Source organism: Spirosoma daeguense, from assembly GCF_054776875.1.
In genome coordinates this window covers 755,667-773,091 of record NZ_BAAHBF010000004.1, presented here as the reverse complement: position 1 = coordinate 773,091, position 17,425 = coordinate 755,667, and the positions used below count along the sequence as shown (strand labels likewise).

The 17,425-nt window shown below is 48.1% G+C and carries 14 protein-coding genes; 4 read left to right on the top strand and 10 right to left on the bottom strand.

Features of this window, described 5'->3' with window-relative positions; genetic code table 11:
• The 6 genes from ACYVD4_RS15940 to ACYVD4_RS15915 all read right to left on the bottom strand — a co-directional run bounded on the left by ACYVD4_RS15940 (position 1) and on the right by ACYVD4_RS15915 (position 8,115).
• On the bottom strand, positions 1–1,347 hold the full coding sequence (locus tag ACYVD4_RS15940; protein WP_460947356.1) for an MFS transporter: 1,347 nt from the start codon (positions 1,345–1,347) through the stop codon (positions 1–3).
• A 120-nt stretch (positions 1,348–1,467) separates the two neighbouring features.
• Positions 1,468–2,751: a mandelate racemase/muconate lactonizing enzyme family protein gene (locus ACYVD4_RS15935; RefSeq protein WP_460947354.1), complete on the bottom strand. Its 1,284-nt coding sequence runs from the start codon at positions 2,749–2,751 to the stop codon at positions 1,468–1,470.
• Between the two features lie 123 nt (positions 2,752–2,874).
• Positions 2,875–3,819, bottom strand: coding sequence for an RraA family protein (locus ACYVD4_RS15930; protein ID WP_460947352.1), 945 nt, complete (start codon positions 3,817–3,819; stop codon positions 2,875–2,877).
• A 217-nt stretch (positions 3,820–4,036) separates the two neighbouring features.
• Entirely contained in the window at positions 4,037–5,410 is a 1,374-nt protein-coding gene (locus ACYVD4_RS15925) for a pectate lyase family protein (RefSeq protein WP_460947350.1), read from the bottom strand.
• A gap of 107 nt (positions 5,411–5,517) precedes the next feature.
• Entirely contained in the window at positions 5,518–5,940 is a 423-nt protein-coding gene (locus tag ACYVD4_RS15920) for an OsmC family protein (protein ID WP_460947348.1), read from the bottom strand.
• A gap of 93 nt (positions 5,941–6,033) precedes the next feature.
• On the bottom strand, positions 6,034–8,115 hold the full coding sequence (locus ACYVD4_RS15915) for a glycoside hydrolase family 97 protein (protein ID WP_460947346.1): 2,082 nt from the start codon (positions 8,113–8,115) through the stop codon (positions 6,034–6,036).
• A 561-nt stretch (positions 8,116–8,676) separates the two neighbouring features.
• Here ACYVD4_RS15915 and ACYVD4_RS15910 point away from each other — a divergent pair.
• Positions 8,677–10,695 (top strand): M13 family metallopeptidase, encoded by a 2,019-nt coding sequence (locus tag ACYVD4_RS15910; protein WP_460947344.1) that lies wholly within the window; start codon positions 8,677–8,679, stop codon positions 10,693–10,695.
• 15 nt (positions 10,696–10,710) lie between these two features.
• Here the strand turns inward: ACYVD4_RS15910 and ACYVD4_RS15905 are convergent, their stop codons facing one another.
• A complete protein-coding gene (locus ACYVD4_RS15905; RefSeq protein ID WP_460947342.1) occupies positions 10,711–11,364 on the bottom strand; it encodes a hypothetical protein in 654 nt (217 codons plus the stop codon).
• Positions 11,365–11,645: 281 nt separating this feature from the next.
• On the opposite strand from ACYVD4_RS15905, the gene ACYVD4_RS15900 reads away from it, so the two are divergent.
• The gene (locus tag ACYVD4_RS15900) at positions 11,646–13,580 is read left to right on the top strand and encodes a histidine kinase (RefSeq protein ID WP_460947340.1); all 1,935 of its coding nucleotides are present in this window, start codon (positions 11,646–11,648) and stop codon (positions 13,578–13,580) included.
• A 97-nt stretch (positions 13,581–13,677) separates the two neighbouring features.
• Positions 13,678–14,418 carry a LytR/AlgR family response regulator transcription factor gene (locus tag ACYVD4_RS15895; protein WP_460947338.1) on the top strand — a complete coding sequence of 247 codons (741 nt, stop codon included), beginning with the start codon at positions 13,678–13,680 and terminating at the stop codon, positions 14,416–14,418.
• A 15-nt stretch (positions 14,419–14,433) separates the two neighbouring features.
• Here the strand turns inward: ACYVD4_RS15895 and ACYVD4_RS15890 are convergent, their stop codons facing one another.
• Entirely contained in the window at positions 14,434–14,757 is a 324-nt protein-coding gene (locus tag ACYVD4_RS15890) for a nuclear transport factor 2 family protein (RefSeq protein WP_460947336.1), read from the bottom strand.
• 59 nt (positions 14,758–14,816) lie between these two features.
• Positions 14,817–15,605 (bottom strand): SDR family oxidoreductase, encoded by a 789-nt coding sequence (locus tag ACYVD4_RS15885; protein WP_460947334.1) that lies wholly within the window; start codon positions 15,603–15,605, stop codon positions 14,817–14,819.
• Positions 15,606–15,733: 128 nt separating this feature from the next.
• Between ACYVD4_RS15885 and ACYVD4_RS15880 the strand changes: the two genes are divergently transcribed.
• On the top strand, positions 15,734–16,093 hold the full coding sequence (locus ACYVD4_RS15880; protein WP_460947332.1) for a winged helix-turn-helix transcriptional regulator: 360 nt from the start codon (positions 15,734–15,736) through the stop codon (positions 16,091–16,093).
• Positions 16,094–16,114: 21 nt separating this feature from the next.
• Here the strand turns inward: ACYVD4_RS15880 and ACYVD4_RS15875 are convergent, their stop codons facing one another.
• Positions 16,115–17,134, bottom strand: coding sequence for a LacI family DNA-binding transcriptional regulator (locus tag ACYVD4_RS15875; protein ID WP_460947330.1), 1,020 nt, complete (start codon positions 17,132–17,134; stop codon positions 16,115–16,117).
• Positions 17,135–17,425 lie beyond the last annotated feature (291 nt).

The following is a 17,425-nucleotide window of genomic DNA, read 5'->3' as shown; positions in this document are numbered from 1 at the left end:
TTATTTCTTCACGCGGCTGAAAATGAAGAAGTAGAGAATGCTCCAGGCAATGAGATAGGCGAAACCGGCAACGTAAAAAATAAGGTAGTATCCCTGCGATAGGTTGCCCAGATTCGTGTAATGAGTCAGTATCTGTCCAACCAGAAGCGGGAAAAAGAAACCGCTAATCGTTCCCGACATCGTCCCCAATCCAACAACGCGGCTGAGTACACTTTTCGGAAACTGGTCGGCAGCAACGGTGAAAATATTAGCTGACCAGGCTTGGTGAGCGGCCACCGCCAGCGAAAGGATTCCGATTACGGGCCACAAACTGCTCATCTGACTGATAAGCATTACCGGAGTAACACAGATAGCGAATAGCGCCATAGCCCACTGCCGGGCACGTGTGGGGTGCCAGCCACGCTGAATTAGTTTGGACGAGAGCCAGCCACCACCTACGCTACCAATGGTTGCAGCCAGATAAATCACAATGAGAGGAGCGCCCAGTTTCTTCAGGTCGAGGTTATAGATTTTCGACAGATACGTAGGAAGCCAGAAGAGGAAAAACCACCAGATGGGATCGGTCATGAATTTGCCGCCCATAAATCCCCAGATGGCTTTGTTCGAAAAAATAGAGTACCCTTTGGCCGTATCGTCGATGGGTAGTTCAACAGGAGCCGCATCGGTAATGGTGGTTGCTTCGGTAATGTGTGCTAACTCGGCTTCATTAACGCCTTTGTGGCGGGTCGGTATATCATAATAGAACCACCAGGCCACAATCCACAGAAAACCTAGTGCCCCGGTCAGAATAAACGTCATTTGCCAACCGGCCAGCAGCGCCAGCGGAGGAACAAGGGCAGGTGCCACCACAGCCCCGATGTTGGCCCCTGAATTGAAAAAGCCAACGGCCAGTGCCCGCTCTTTCTGCGGAAACCACTCCGCAACGGTTTTTATAGAAGCTGGAAAGTTGCCAGCCTCACCGATACCCAATAGTGCCCGTGCTGCCATGAAACCGAAGGTTCCGCCAGCCAGCGCGTGGCCCATTGCGGCAATACTCCATATCAAAATGGCCCAGATGTAGCCCATTTTGGTGCCGATACGGTCGATCAGGTAACCGGCTAGTAACGTAGTGCCGCCATAGAAAAAAGTGAAAACGGCCACAATGTTGCCGTAGTCCAGTTCACTCCAGCCGAACTCCTGCTCCAGAATCGGTTTCAGCAGACCGATTACCTGCCGGTCGAGGTAGTTGATGGTCGTTGCCACAAAAAGCAACGTAGCAATTATCCAGCGATAATTTGTTTTCGGTCCTGAAACAGCACCCGTTAGGTCACTGGACGTAACGGCTGAGGAAGTTGGCTTGGTTGTCACTATAGGAGGGGGCGATTAAAGTACGAGTTATTGGCTCACTACGTTAAAGCATAGAAAGCCTGTTTTGCTACTCTTTAACAGGCTTTCTGCGATCTGATGAATTGAATGAACGGGGTGTTTCTAAACAAAAAATGGTACGTCTTTGGGCGCGTATTTTCGCATACCTTCCTCGTTGATTTCCACCCCAATACCGGGTTTATTCGACAACGGAATAAACCCTTTTTCAACCATCGGCCCATCGAACGTAACGATTTCCTTAAACATTGGCTCTTCGTGAAAATAAATCTGCCATTCCAGAATCAGGAAATTTGGCACCGACGCACAAACATGACTCGACGCCATAGCCCCCAGATACGACGCCACCATGTGCGGAGCAAACGGTACGTAGTACAGATTAGCCAGATTGGCGATACGTTGCGCTTCACCTAAACCACCCGCTTTCTGCAAATCGGGCATGATAATATCGACGGCACCGATTTCGAGGAGTTTCCGAAAGCCGTGAGCGAGGTAGTGGTTTTCACCGGCGCAGATGGGCGTATTCGAGGCTTCCCGGATCTGTTTGTAGGCTTCGGGGTTTTCGGCCGGAATGGGTTCTTCCAGAAATAGCAGATTCAGCGGTTCCATCATCTTCGCCACCCGCCGACCAGTTGTTACGTCGTATCGACCGTGCATGTCCACGCAAATGTCAATCTTCGGGCCAACGGCTTTTCGAACACCCGCAATCTGGTTATACATCCGTTCCAGTTCGCCCTGGCTGGCTGTCCAGTTATACGAGTCGTATTTGTTCGGGTCGTTCCGTTCATCAATGTCGTATTTTACCGCCGTAAACCCCATATCGACCGCTTTTTTCGCGCTTTTCCCAAACGCATCTGCGCTGGTATCTGATTCGCGGTAAGCGCCGGTATCGCAGTAAACCCGGATTTTGTCCCGGAATTTTCCGCCGAGTAATTGATAAACAGGCAATCCTAGCGCCTTACCGACCAAATCCCAGAGTGCCGTTTCGACCGCCGACAGAACCGAGATATACATACCTGCCTGCGCACCTTCGAAAAAACCCGACCGCCGAACATCTTCGAACAGCCGATTCACATTGAGCGGACTTTTTCCTTTGATACGTTGGCCCATCAGCTTGACCAGATGATACGTACCAACCGATGCATCGACGGCTTCTCCACAACCCCAGATGCCCTGATTGGTGTGGACTTTCACAAACAGGCTGTGACCGTTACGGGTGTAGCCGCATTTGATATCGGTGATTTTCAGGTCGGATGGGGCCGACGATAGGGGAGTGCGTTCGACGGCGGTTTCCAGCCCGGCTCCAAAACTTGATAACGCATTGGCACTGAACACGCTGGCCAGAGCACTCTTGGTCAGAAAAGAGCGCCGGGATGTAATTGTATTCATGATAAGAGGTTTAGGGGAATTGCGAAAAGCTATGACACAGAGTTTCTCGAAGGATAAAAGAGATACACAGAGGTTTTATTTTTCTCTGTGTATCTCCATGCGTCTTAGTGCATCTCTGTGACGTTACCACGTTCGTGTTTTGAGGTATTCCTGAATCTGCTCTTTTGGAACGGGTAATTTATCGAGATGAGAATTGAGCCACTGCGAGAAATCTTTTTCAATCTCGTCCGACCAACGGGTGTCGATCTGACCGGGTGTGTATTTCTGCTCTCGCAAACGCTGATGGCCGAACATATCGCGCAAACGAATAATTTCGGAGGTTTTGACCACTTTTTCGGCCAGATGGGGCGGAATAAAGCAAACACCGCCATCGCGACCCAGCACAATATCGCCGGGCATCACCATCACTTTTCCGATACGTGTCGGGCGATTGATACCGACCAACGTAGTGTTGAGATCACCTTCGGGGTTATGGTGAGAGGGGTGATAACTGCGGAAATAAGACGTAAAACCACCGATTTCCTTTAGCCCCGCTACGTCCCGAACGGCTCCTTCGTAGACGATACCATTTCCGGTTTTGGCATAGATGGAATTTCCCAGATTGTCGCCAATCGTTGGGCCATCTTCGTGCATACCAAACTGGTCTACTACGTATACATCACCTTTTACGAGCATATCAATGGGCCACGCGTTCTGCGATTTCACCCGGCCGTCTTTGGTATGGCCTTTATCATCCGTAACCCGGTGAACATCAGGACGACCGGGCATGAACGTAGCGGTCAAGGCCCGACCCACCAATACACTATCTGGGTTTATTGTTTGCCAACCACCTGCAAACTGATACCGGTATTTTTCGCCTTTCAATACCGACCAGGCTTCTTCCTGCGTAACGAGTTTCATCCGTTTCAGAATCGCGTCCGAAACTTTTGGTCGCCCATCCGGGAAGCGTTCACCTTTCCAGTCGGGCGTCAAGAAAATAAGTTCTTCTTTCGAAATCTGCTGGCCGAAGGATAGCGTTGTCCACACGCTTGCCACCAGCAGGGCAGCAACGGTAAATAAGCGGTTCATCAAGGTAGGAATAAGGTTGGTTTAGGACTCGGGAGGAATAAGACGTAGCCCCAACGCTTCTACCCTTCAAGGTCATTGGAAGCGACACGTAGTACTTTTAAAAGAGTTGTGACACAGAGATGCACAGAGTAAAGAGATTCACTGAGGTTTTTTTCTCTGCGTATCTCTTTTTTCTCTGTGCGTCTCTGTGTCACAACCTTTTGGGTAGTTAAAAAAGCTAACGTATCAAACTATTCAGATACAACTCAATATTTGTGTATTGTTCGTCGAGGGTGAACTGGCTGGCATCGTCGGGGTCGCTGAGATTCAGTCCTTTTTCGGTTTCCCACGTATCGGGTATGCCGTCGGCGTCAGTATCTTTTTGGGGCGATTCCTGTTTCAGTGTGGGCCAATTACCTACGTCTGATTGCGAATCGATGATGCCTTTCTTTCCCCGACCGAACGTAGCGATTCCCTGCTTTACATCGCTGATAATACGTGTGTCAACGGCGTCGCGACGAAGGCTGGCTCCTACCTTTGTCAGTACCTGTTCGTACGCCCGTTGCGCTGTTTGTTCGCTAATATCTTCGACTAGAAAAGGTGTATCGACTTTTGCCGAATCGGGATCTTCGCACTGAATGCCACCTGCTACGTTGTTCGCGCTAACCGACTCATCACCAGTTACTACGTTGCCTGCTACGTAAAATTTGCCGTAGGGTTTCATCGGGTTTATGATTCGGCTACGTAGTGTTTCAGGCGTGGCAGGGCCGGGTTTGTAATAATTATTGACCAGATTATGATTGCCCTGTTCTCCGCCGTAAGCACTGTTGATTTCCCAGTTGTAAATGACATTATTTCGAAAATCGACCAGTTCGCGTTTGGGTTGTTTGTGGTAGCGGGAACCGCAGAAACGGGGTGTTCTACTGTGTTGGTGCGCAATCAAATTGTGGTGAAACGTAGCGCCTAAACCGCCCCAGATACCACCGTAACCGTGAGCACCTTTCTCATGAACTGACTTGTTTAGGCTTTCGGCAATAATGCACCACTGCATCGTGAAATTTTCGTTGTCATAAAACGAAGCGCACTCGTCGGTGGCCCAGCTCATAGAGCAATGGTCGATGATGATTTTCTTCTGCCGAAGTCCCGTAATAGCGTCGTCCTGTTGCTTGGCTTCATCGCCCAACCGAAAACGCATGTATCGGATAATGACGTTATTGGCTTCGATAGACAGGTTGTAATTTTTTAGACAAATGCCATCACCCGGTGCCGACTGACCTGCAATAGTGAGGTTGCCCTGCCGAATCTGTATTTTCGATTTGAGCGCAATTGTCCCCGACACAGCAAAGACAATAATACGTGGGCTACGTGTTTCGATGGCTTCCCGAAAGCTACCCGGACCGCTGTCGTCCAGATTTTTGACAATGATAACCTTACCGCCACGCCCTCCGGTGGTATACCGTCCAAATCCTTCAGCACCCGGAAATGCCAGCGATTTCGAAAAGCCCGATTGCCCCGAGGAAATAGACGTAGCAAAAACCATAAGACACAAACTCAGCCATAACTGGCAACGTAGTATTTTCGAGAGAAACGTAGTGAATGTTGACGCTTGCATCCGTTGTTAATTTAAAACGAAAAAGCCGGTATTACCCGGCTTTTTACTACTACTAGAACGTATCAATCTGCCGAAAATTCTATGCGTTGGCAGGAAAGATTGAGGTGCTACGTTAAGCTTGCTTCCACCGTAATTTTGGTATTGAAAAGCTTGGAGATCGGGCAATTGGCTTCCGCATCGTCAACCAGCGACTGGAATTGTGCCTGATCGATACCGGGCACGCTGGCCGTTACTACCAGATGCGATTCGCTGATGCTGCCGCTATCGGTGTCGAGCGTGATAGTGCATTTGGTGTCTAGCGAATCGGCGGTGAAACCAGCTCCTTGCAGGTTGAAGGCCAGTTTCATGGAGAAACAACCCGCATGGGCAGCCGCTACTAGCTCTTCGGGGTTTGTACCAACTCCGTCGGCAAAACGGGTGTTGAACGAATATTGTGTTTGGTTAAGTACGGTGCTGGCAGTCGATAGCGTGCCTTTTCCATCTTTGCCTGAGCCTTCCCAGTGGGCGGAAGCGTTCCGTTTGATTGGCATAATACGTTAAGATTAAGCGGTGAATAAAGGTGATTGCTGGCCGTTATGTTACGGCTATCTTTATAAGACAAACGTAAAGCTAAGATTGTTACGTTACTTTTTTATGAACTGAATGGCACAGCCCCCGCCTTTGGCCAAATGAATTGGCAATAAGGTTTTACTATTCACCAGTTTCTTTTCAATAACGTAGGCTTCCGGGTTTGCCTGCCAGTCGGCGGTGAGGGCATCACGATAAATAGTCGCTTCGTAATTCTTGTCCGGCTCCAAAAAGTCGAACGGAATGGCAATGTCGCGGCTGTTTTCGTCGGTAATAGCGCCCAGATACCAGCTATCTTTTCCTTTGGTTTTTCGAGCAATGGTAACGTAATCGCCGGGTTCGGCCGCAATGATTTTTGTATCGTCCCAATCGACTGGTACGTCGCGAATGAATTGAAACGCGTCCAGATGCGGCTCGTAGTTTTCGGGTAGGTCGGCGGCCATTTGTAACGGGCTGTAAATAGTGATAAACAGCGCCAATTGTTTAGCCAACGTAGTGCGAACCCGCGTGGTACGTGTTTTGTCGAACTGGTCAAGTTTGAACCGAAACAGCCCCGGTGTGAAATCCATCGGGCCGCCCAGCAGCCGGGTAAAGGGCAGAATTGTTGTGTGTTCGGGCGTAATGCCGAGCGTAGGGGCGTTGTTGAATTCGCTGCCCCGTGCTGCTTCGCTGGCCATCCAGTTCGGATAAGTTCGGTGCAATCCCGTCGGTCGAGATGATTCGTGCGAATCGACCATCAGTTTATACTGTGCGGCTTTTTCGACCATGCGCTGGTAATGCCCAACCATCCACTGGCCGTCGTGGTGTTCTCCGCGTGGAATAATTTTGCCCACGTAGCCCGTCTTAACCGTGTTAATTCCTTCTTTCTGCATGTACTGAAAAGCCGCGTCCATGCGTCGCTCGTAGTTGGTAACCGAGCCGGACGTTTCGTGGTGCATAATGATACGTACCCCTTTCTGTTGGGCATAAGCAGTCAGCGAATCCAGATTATAATCAGGGTAGGGCGTCACGAAGTCAAAGACGTTTTCTTTCCAGTTGCCAAACCAGTCTTCCCAGCCAACGTTCCATCCTTCGACCAGTACGCCATCGAAACCATATTTAGCGGCAAAGTCGATATATTTCTTTACGTTCTGCGTGTTAGCGCCGTGTCTGCCACCTGTTTTCTCCCAGGTTGCTTTATTGACATGCATTTCCCACCACATACCCACAAATTTCTGTGGTTTTATCCACGATGGATCGGCAATTGTAGAGGGTTCGTTGAGGTTGAGAATCAGTTTAGACGCCAGCAAATCAGTGGCTTTGTCACTAACCAAAATAGTACGCCAGGGCGTTTGAGCAGGAGTTTGCAGATATGCTTTATTACCAACCGCATCGGGAACGAGTTGCGATGTAAGCACCAGTTTCTTTTTGTCGAGTTGCAGGTGCATGACCGGATAATTGATCAGTGCCGCTTCGTAGATGCTGATGTAGATGCCATCGCCGGTTTTGAGCAGCAACGGCGACTGTATGGCATTGGGGCCAATAACCGATTTCAACGCAATATCTTTTTCTTTCGCTGCCGCTGAAAGCGCATCAATTTCGCTCAGGCGAGTGGTATTATAAAGGTATTCGTTGGTGTCGTAATCGCCCGGAATCCAGAACGTTTTATGATCGCCCGCCAGCGCAAACTGGGTTTTTTCGTCGTCGACAATAAAGTGAGTGAGCCCTGTTTGGGGTGGAAACTCATAGCGGAAACCAACGCCATCGTTAAAGACTCGAAACCGAATCACGAGCTTGATGCCCGATGTGCCTTTGTCGGTTAAGGTTAAAGCCAGTTCGCGGTAGTTATTGCGAATTTCGCGGACTTCGCCCCAGACGGGTTTCCAGGTTTCATCTTTGGTCGACGAATCGGTGACCGTAATGGTGAATTGCGTGAGTGTAGCTTTAGGCTTGCTGAAGACAAAACCCAGGCTGGATGGCTCAATTACTTTTTTACCCCTATACCTGATTTGATACGTTACGTTGCCCGTTGGGTTGTTGCTGACTGATAACGCAATGGCTTTGTCGGGCGACGAAATTGAAATCGGCTGTTGCGCCAATAAGGACGTAATTGAGTAGCCTATAAATAGAAAAGTTAGAAAGAATCTGAGCGACGACATGTTGGTTAGGTGGAGTACGTAGTAACCAACAAGGTACTAATTATATCAACAAAAAATCCTGAAATTGTTGAACTTGACCAAGCTTTGTATACGACTGTTTTGCTACGTATCCTTGGTTTGTTGTGTATCTAAGCATTTTTTTTGGATACGGTAGCTAAAAGTGGCTACGTAACATGATTATATTTCGATATAAGTTTCTATTAGTCAGATATTTAATTGACTTTTTTTGGAATTCCTCCTGTCGTCGGAATGACAAAAAATATCTATAAAATCTTATTAATCAGATAGGTAATTCCTCGACTAACTACCCATAATTTGCATTACGTAGTCAGGCTCACTAGGAATACGTCAGACTCAAATTGGCAAAGAAGGGCGTACCTACTGTAACCGGTTTCAATAGCTAATTCCGTTACGTAGTGCACAGGACGTAGCAGACATGAACTGGCACAGCTTTATTGCCTGCCATTTTTTACCTCAGTTTACTCATTTTGTGGTAAACTGAAGTATTTTTGATTTTGAGGGAAATCAATTGGCAGTCGGTGCCACTCATCAATACAAACTATGAAACAAATCTTCTTTTTCTCGCTGGTGCTATTGATGGCAGGAGCCGGGCAGCCGATTTCTGCACAATCGGCAAAGCGCGTTGTCATTACAGGAGTTGATACGTCTAAAAAACCGGGAGATGATTTTTTTAAATACGCCAACGGTATTTGGTACGACACCATCCAAATACCCGCTAGTCAGTCGGGTGTAGGGTCGTATTCGTTCCTGAATTATCCGCAGCGCATTCGGCTTCAGGGTATTCTGGATAGCCTGTCGGCCGGGAAACATAAGCCCGGAAGTCTTGAACAGCAGGTCGGCGATTTTTATGAGTCGGGCATGGACACCGTTGCGATTAACAAACGCGGTTATGAGCCCATCAAGCCGTTGCTCGCTCGTATTGATGCCATTTCGAATGCCGCTACGTTGCTGAAACTGGTGGCCGACGAACAAAAAGTAGGCAATGGGTCTATCATTGGTTTTTACGTTGGTCCCGATGATAAAAAGAGTACGATCAATATTGCCCAGTTTTCCCAGACCGGAATCGGCTTACCCGAACGAGCGTATTATTTCAAGACTGATTCATCGACCGTTGCGATTCAAAACGCCTACAAAACTTACCTCACCCGCTTGTTTGAATTGACGGGAACCGACGCAGCAACGGCCACCAAAAACGCAAACACTACGTATGCTATTGAAAAACAGTTCGCTACGTCGCATCGAACAAACATTGAACTGCGGGACGTAAAGGCGAACTACAACAAACTGGCGATTGCTGACATGGCAAAAACACAGCCTTCGCTACGTTGGACAACGCTGTTGAGCGACCTCGGCGTGAAGGCCGATTCGGTTAATGTGGGCCAACCGGCTTATTACGACAAGCTGAACAAAATGATCGATTCAGTTTCTATTCAGGATTGGAAAGTTTATCTGAAAGCGCAGGCGTTGACCAACTACGCCGATTTTCTGAGCCAGCCGTTTGTTGATGCGTCGTTTGCGTATGCCAAAATTCTGACTGGTCAGGCCGTAAAGAAAACGCGGGCCGAAGAAATGACACAAGCCGTTGATCGGTCGATTGGGCAGGCGCTGGCTCAGTTGTACGTGAAAAAATATTTCCCCGAATCGGCCCGGAAACGGATGGCGGTGTTGGTCGATAACCTGAAAAAAGCCTTCGAAGCCCGTATTAACCGGCTGGATTGGATGAGTGATTCGACAAAGGCAAAGGCGAAAGACAAACTGTACGCGTTCTCGCAGAAAATTGGTTACCCCGACAAATGGAAAGATTACTCGAAGGTGGTGGTGAAACGAGACGCTTATTTTGAAAATCGGTTGTCGGCGACGAAAAATGAATACCTCGACCGGGTTTCTAAAGTGGGGCAAGCTGTTGACCGTACCGAATGGCACACAACTCCGCCTACCGTAACGGCCTACAACAATCCGCCGTTGAACGAAATCGTTTTTCCGGCGGGTATTCTGCAACCGCCTTATTTTGATGTGAATGCCGACGATGCGCTGAATTATGGTGGAATCGGTATGGTGATTGGACACGAAATCACCCACTCGTTCGACGATCAGGGGGCGCAATATGATAAATACGGGAACGTAACGGACTGGTGGACAAAATCAGATTACGCTAAATTCAAAGCAAGGACCCAGCAGGTGATCGACCAGTACAACAAATTCACGGTGCTGGATTCAGTTCACGTAAAAGGGGCTTTAACCGTGGGTGAAAATACCGCCGATATTGCCGGAGTTGCCATTGCCTACGATGCGTTTAAACTAACCGAGCAAGGAAAAAGCACTGAGAAACTCGACGGCTTTACGCCCGATCAGCGGTTCTTTATTTCGATAGCCAGAATCTGGCGGGTCAAAACCAGAAACGCTTACATGGGCATGTACGTAAACACGAACCCGCATTCGCCCGCCAAGTGGCGCGTAAATGGCCCGCTGATGAATTTCACGCCTTTTTATAACGCCTTTAATGTGCAACCAGGCGACAAAATGTACAAGCCTGAAAAAGAACGGATTGTGGTTTGGTAGAAACAGGTGAGCTTTCTACCCGAAACAGGCAATCCACAGCTTGTCGACCAACGGCATCCCGAACAGGAAAAGCCCAAGCAGGGGCAGAAAAATAGCCATAAAAACAGCTAGCGAAATCCAATATGGTTTGTAGATTTTCCGGTGAAATCGCTCATACAGCAAAAATCCTGCAATAATTAGCAGGTAAGGAACTCCTGGCGGTAGTGGAATTTGTGGTAAACGGCCCAGAGCCGGACTAATGAAGGGCACTACCGTCATGATCATAAACCGGGCGTGATATGTGGGTTTGTTTCTATACAGGATGGCCAGAACGTAGAGCGCCACAAACAGGCTGACATCCAGAATATTGACCAGAAAGATGCCCAAATCTTTCTGTTTTAGCTGCCCCGTTCGGGAAACCATAATTAATAGAAGTAACATCACCGGCACAAACCCATACGTGAATTTTCCCAGCAATCGGTGCCATTCGACCTGCTTTTTTACAATCAGAATCGGTTGAAGAATCAGCAACGCAAACCAGATCAGTATGGTTAGCGCGTGCATGTGAATGAGTCCGCTAATGCCAAAAAACTGCGGAAACAGCCTGAAGTACGTTTTAAAGAAGGCAACGAAAACAAGGAGTAGAATAGCTCCAAAAAAGTAGCTGATATTTCGGTACGCTTTTTCCATGACCGTCAGAAAGGATAGTTTACCGAAGCTACCATCGCCACAAAACTCATTTCCACTTTTCTTGTGTGAACAACCAGAACCAGCCTACTAATAGCAGAATTTTTGAGTGAAGCGCTTTACTCAAAAGTTCGGTCGCTGATCAGCCCGAAGCTACCGTTCGCAAGAAAGCTAGTGCCCGTTTAACCGCTTTTGCCGATATTCGAACAAATACTTAATTCGCTTTTATCTATTTGTTCATGAGGTGGTTACTGATGTTGGTAGTATGTTGTTGCGGATACGTTTTGTCTGCTCAAACCGTACGGCCTGTTGTTGTCGATCATCAGAAACCTCCCCGCGACATTGGCCCGTTTACCGAGTTTTTTGAAGATAAATCGGGCGATACGTTGCCGCTGTCCGTTATCCAGAAAAAGCGTTTTCTGCCGTTTGCCCAGAAACGTAACGAACGTACCTCCGATGCCGCTCAACCGTTGCTGGTAACGTGGCTCCGGTTTCGGATTCAAAACACAAATCCAACCGATACACTACGTCTGTTTTACGACTGCTGGCAGGGATATTACATTACCGTTTACGAGAACAACCACCGACTGACCCGCGTTGGCGTGGGTATCCGACGCCCAAAAGGATCGCCCAACACGTCGGCGGTGTTGCTACGTATCGCGCCGGGGCAAACCAATACGTACTATGTTCAATCGGTGAGTTATATCGTCAGCGTAGTGCCGATTGTGTCGTTGCTTTACACGCCCGAAGATGTGTATAAAACCACGCTGGAGAACGCCTATTTCGAATCGACGCTGCTAGTATATCTGTCGCTGGTGTGCGGGAGTTTGCTGTTTATGACCCTGTTTGCGTTTTACTCGTTCGGGCTTAATCGCGACAGAGCTTTTCTGTTCTATGGACTCTATACGTTGATGGCGTTTTACCTGTCGATTCAGCATGTCGATGATCGATTTGGTTTGGATATACTTCGGTTACCTCGCCTGTCGCCGTCGTTGCTGATCGTGTTTTACGCCCTGTTTATGAATCATTTACTATTGATTCGACAGAACAATCCACGTCTGTGGCTGTGGGCGAAAGGATTGTTTTGGCTTGTTTTGGTATTTCTCGTGTGGGAGTCGCTGGAGGACGTATTGAGCACGTTGTTTTTCGGTAATAACCTGCTGTATCGGTTCAGGCTTTTGCCCGGTATGATGCTGATGCTGGTGCTAACCGTAGCGTTGCTACGTAGTAAAATTCCGATCAGAAACTACCTGCTGGCTGGTGTCGCTACGTTGCTGATTTTGTTGTTCATACCGCAATTTCTGAACCCGTTTGTATCAAATCTGCCACCCAATATCGAAATCTTCGTGAACAATCCGGGTTTCTGGAGCCTGACCGGTTTTACCATCGAATCGTTTTGTTTTGCGATGGCACTGGCGTATCGAAATCGGTTGATTGAACTGGAAAATACGTCGCTACGTGCTACGTATACGCAGGCACTTGAACAGCAACTAACCGAACGTACTGCCGAAATTCAGGAGAAAAGTCGCCAACTGGAAGAGCAACGGATTCGTCAGCTCGAACTGAATTTTGAACAAAAACTGGCCGAAACCGAAATGGCCGCGCTACGTGCTCAGATGAATCCGCACTTTATATTCAACTGCCTGAATTCCATTAAGCTGTATGCCACTGAAAACGATACGGCCAAAGCGTCGGACTATCTCACACGCTTCAGTCGGCTGATTCGGCTGGTGCTCGAAAATTCGCGCTCTGAACACGTAACGCTACGTAACGAACTCGATGCGTTGCAACTTTATCTGGAAATGGAAGCGATGCGCTTTAAAAGCAAACTGCGTTTTAGCATCGACGTAGCCGAAACCATCGACGCCGAATTTGTCGAAATTCCGCCTTTATTGCTTCAGCCGTATGTCGAAAATGCCATCTGGCATGGGCTGATGCACAAACTGGAAGGCGGGAACGTAGCGGTTCGGGTGGAGCAGCCGGACGACAATCGGTTACGGATTTTTATTACCGACGATGGCATTGGCCGAACCAAGTCGGCTGAACTGAAAAGCAAGTCGGCGACGCCTAAAAAATCGCTGGGTATGAACGTAACGCGCGAACGTATTGCGCTCATCAACCAGCTTTACAAAACCCATACGCAGGTTCAGATAAAAGACCTGATCGACGCCGAAGGACACCCCGCCGGAACCGAAGTGATGCTGGATATACCGATTTAATTTTGAATGATTGAGTGATAGAATGATTGAATAGGCTTACGTCAGCATTTTTTATTCAATCATTCTATCACTCAATCATTCTATCATTGTGTTACCTATGCTCAAAGCGATACTGATTGATGATGAACCGGATTGTGTGCGATTACTAGCGCACGAGCTGGCTGCGTATTGTCCACAGGTACAGGTGGTTGGGCAGACGACGAACAGCGAAGATGGCCTGCGTCTGATTCAGGTGTTGCAGCCCGACCTGGTTTTTCTGGATATTGAAATGCCGCGTCTGAATGGTTTTCAGTTGCTGGAAAAACTGGGTTCCATTACGTTCAGCTTGATTTTTGTAACAGCCTATAACGAGTTTGCGGTTAAAGCCTTTCGGTTCAGTGCGCTCGATTATCTGCTCAAACCGATTGATGCCGTTGAGTTGCAGGAAGCCGTTCGGAAAGCCGAGCGGCAACAGCGCTTGGATGTCCGACAGATTGATATACTACGTAATCAGCTACATAGTCATCAGTTGGCCGATAAAATTGCTGTGCCGTATCAGCAAGGCGTAATTTTTCTGCCCGTTAATGAGATTCTGTATTGCGAATCGGATAGTAATTACACCAAAGTGATTGCCACTCAAAACCGGCATTTTCTGCTGACGCGCACGCTACGTGAGGTACAGGAAGTACTGGAAGAACGTAACTTTCTGAGGGTTCACCGGCAATACGTCATCAATCTCGATCACATCAAATTGTTTGTGAAAGGCGAAGGCGCATATCTGGTTATGACCAACGACGTAAGTATTCCGGTGGCGCGAAATCAGAAAGAAAAGCTGGTTCAGCGGTTTGGCTGGCTATGAGAAAAGAGTTTGCTTTTACCCCGAAATTCGTAACGAGCTTATTTGTAGATTATCCAGTTCAAGATGGTATTTCATAACGGCCGGGCTTCCGGGAAATGTGCCGGTGGCTTCAACAGTCAGCTCGGCCAGTGAGCCGTTCTGGTTGAAATGGAGTGGTTTTATCTGCATATTGTATTTTTCAGCCGCCTGCTGTATCCACTGCTTAATTTCAGATCTTCCCGAATAGGAGAAACCTTCATCGGAAACAGTGGCTTCCTGCGTGAAATACTCCGCAAAGGCGGTGCTGTTCTGGTCGTTCTGGGCGTTAATCAGCCCGTCTATGTTTTCTGGAAGTTTCATTGTTTTTTGGTGTTTGTTAAAAATAGGTTTGCGTCAATATCAGTTTAGCAAAGGCCTGTTTAGACCGTAGGTATTGTACCACCGTCAATGACATAGTCGGTACAGGTAAGATAGGCCGCCCGGGGCGAAACCAGGAATCCAACGAGTTCAGCAACTTCCTCTGGCCAGGCAGCTCTGCCAAAAGGAATACCACCCAGTGCATCCATTACACTCTTTGAAGCCTGTTCAGTGGTGCCGCCCGAGCTTTCGGCAATACGTTCCATCATCCGGATCGACCCTGTGGTCATAATCCATCCCGGCGATACGGTGAGCACACGCACGCCTTTGGGTGACACTTCATTTGATAGGCTTTTGCTATAATTGATCAGGGCTGCTTTCGCAGCTGCGTAGGGGAGGGTTGAGTCGTATAAAGGCAATTTGGCCTGGATGGACGCTATATGAATAATGACTCCTTCACCACGATTGAGCATATCAGGTAATAATCCGCGATCGAGTCGCACGGGTGCTAGCAGATTTGTCTGAAACGTTGATTCCCAATCTTCGTCAGATAGCGCTGCAAACCCACCACCGGGCGTTTCTGAGCCACCCATATTATTGATCAGGATGTCCAGATGGCCAAATGTGCCGAGAACTTCGTCGATTACTTTCTGGGTTCCGGTCGGTTTGCTTAAATCGGCTGCGATAAAATGGGCACCATTCGGTTCACCTTCCGGCTGGTTTCTGGCGGTAATGAGTACTGTTGCACCCGCTTTCAACAGGCGATCGGCGATTGCTTTCCCTGTTCCTTTACTGCCTCCGGTAACCAGCGCAATTTTGCCTGCTAGTTCGTTTTCAAACGTAAAATCCATAACACTTTTGCTTTGTTTAGGACAAATTTCGGGTGTATGTCCGGTGCTGACAAGTACGGACTTACGAATCAAATAGGGATAAATTTATCCCTATTGAACAGCCCAGTACACATTGTTACATTTGTTGTATGTACGAGAGAAAGATAGTCCCTGAGCTGAATTGCGGCCTCGATCTGATTGGCGAAGTTCTCTACGGGAAATGGAAGATTCGGCTTTTGTGGTTTATCAATGAAGGGTTCCAACGTCCCAGCGAGCTACAGCGAAAAATACCGGGCGCATCCCGACGAGTGCTTAATGTACAGTTGAAGGAACTGGAAAGCCACGAATTGATTGGGAAAGTGATTTACCCGGTTGTCCCGCCCAAAGTTGAATATTACCTTACCGATTTCGGGAAATCACTGATTCCGGTTATTGGGGCCATCGGGCAATGGGGAGATGAGCATGAGCAGCGTTTGCGGACGCTCATTCTGAAAAATATCAACCCTTAATTACGATGATGGTGGTCTGGTTCACAAACCTCGTGTTGATTGCCTGACAACCAGACTTGTTTTCAGCGTACGAGTTTCGGTGGTGAAGCGCTGCCCTTCGGCTATCTGGCGCATCAACAACTCGGCTGCCAGTCGCCCCATCTCATGAATGGGTTGGACTACAGCCGTCATCGGGGGCGTTACGAAAGCACTGTGCGGAGCATTCGAAAACCCAACCAGCGATATATCGTGGGGAATGGTTAGTTTGTGTTCCTGAATGCAGATTAACGCTTCAATGGCCGCCGGATCATTCACCGCAAACAGCGCGTCGGGTCGGTCAGGTCGGTCCAGCAGTTGTTGCGTGTAAAATCTTGCTTTCCCTTCCATAAAATCGCACGGCATAATCAGGGTTTCATCAATCGAAAACTGGTGGGCTTTTAACGCATCCAGATACCCATTAAGCCGATTTCGACCAATGGTCAGATTTTGCGGGCCTGCCAAATGAGCAATACGTTGGCAGCCTGTCTTGATCAGATGTTCAACAGCCATAAATGCTCCCTGATAATCATCGACCATTACCTTCGAGCCCGGCAGTTCGTCAACAATCCGGTTTAAAAAAACAATCGGTAACCCTTTCCGCTGAGCCGACGTAATGTGCTCGTAATCGTTCGTTTCCCGCGAAATTGCCAGAATTAGCCCATCGACCCGGCTGGAAATCATGGCCTGCAAATTGTGTTTTTCAATATCGAGCGACTCGCCCGACTGCATGGTCATGACCTTATAACCGGCTTCGTTAGCGGCTTCCTGAACGCCCAGAATCACGTTCGGAAAAAACGCGTGTACAAACTCCGGTACCACGACGCCAATAATATTGGTTTTATTCTTCCGTAAACTGGTGGCAATTGTATTTGGCTGATAATCCAGTTGATGGGCCAGATCAAGTATGGCTTTCTTGGTATCTGGATTAATGTCAGGGGCATTACGTAGCGCGCGCGAAACGGTCGAGATCGATACGTTTAGCTTTATGGCAATGTCCCATATGGTGGGTTGTTTATTGTTCATTGAGAGAAGTGGTCAGGGCAAAAGAATTGGTTTTGGTACTTTTTTGAGAAATACAGTTTTAAGTGCGAACCACTTCGATTGACGCCTTGGCTCTACTACGTATCATATGCATCTCAAAAGAGCCGGTTTTTTAAGAAAATAAGCTTTTCCCGCCTGTTTCCGGCAACGTTTCCGGTAACGTTTTTTTACAATAAAACCCCGAAAACACGCAATTATACTTGCTGTAACGGCTTAAATCCATATAAATTCGATGGTATAGCCCACCCGGACAGGTATGATTCTGGATTTACT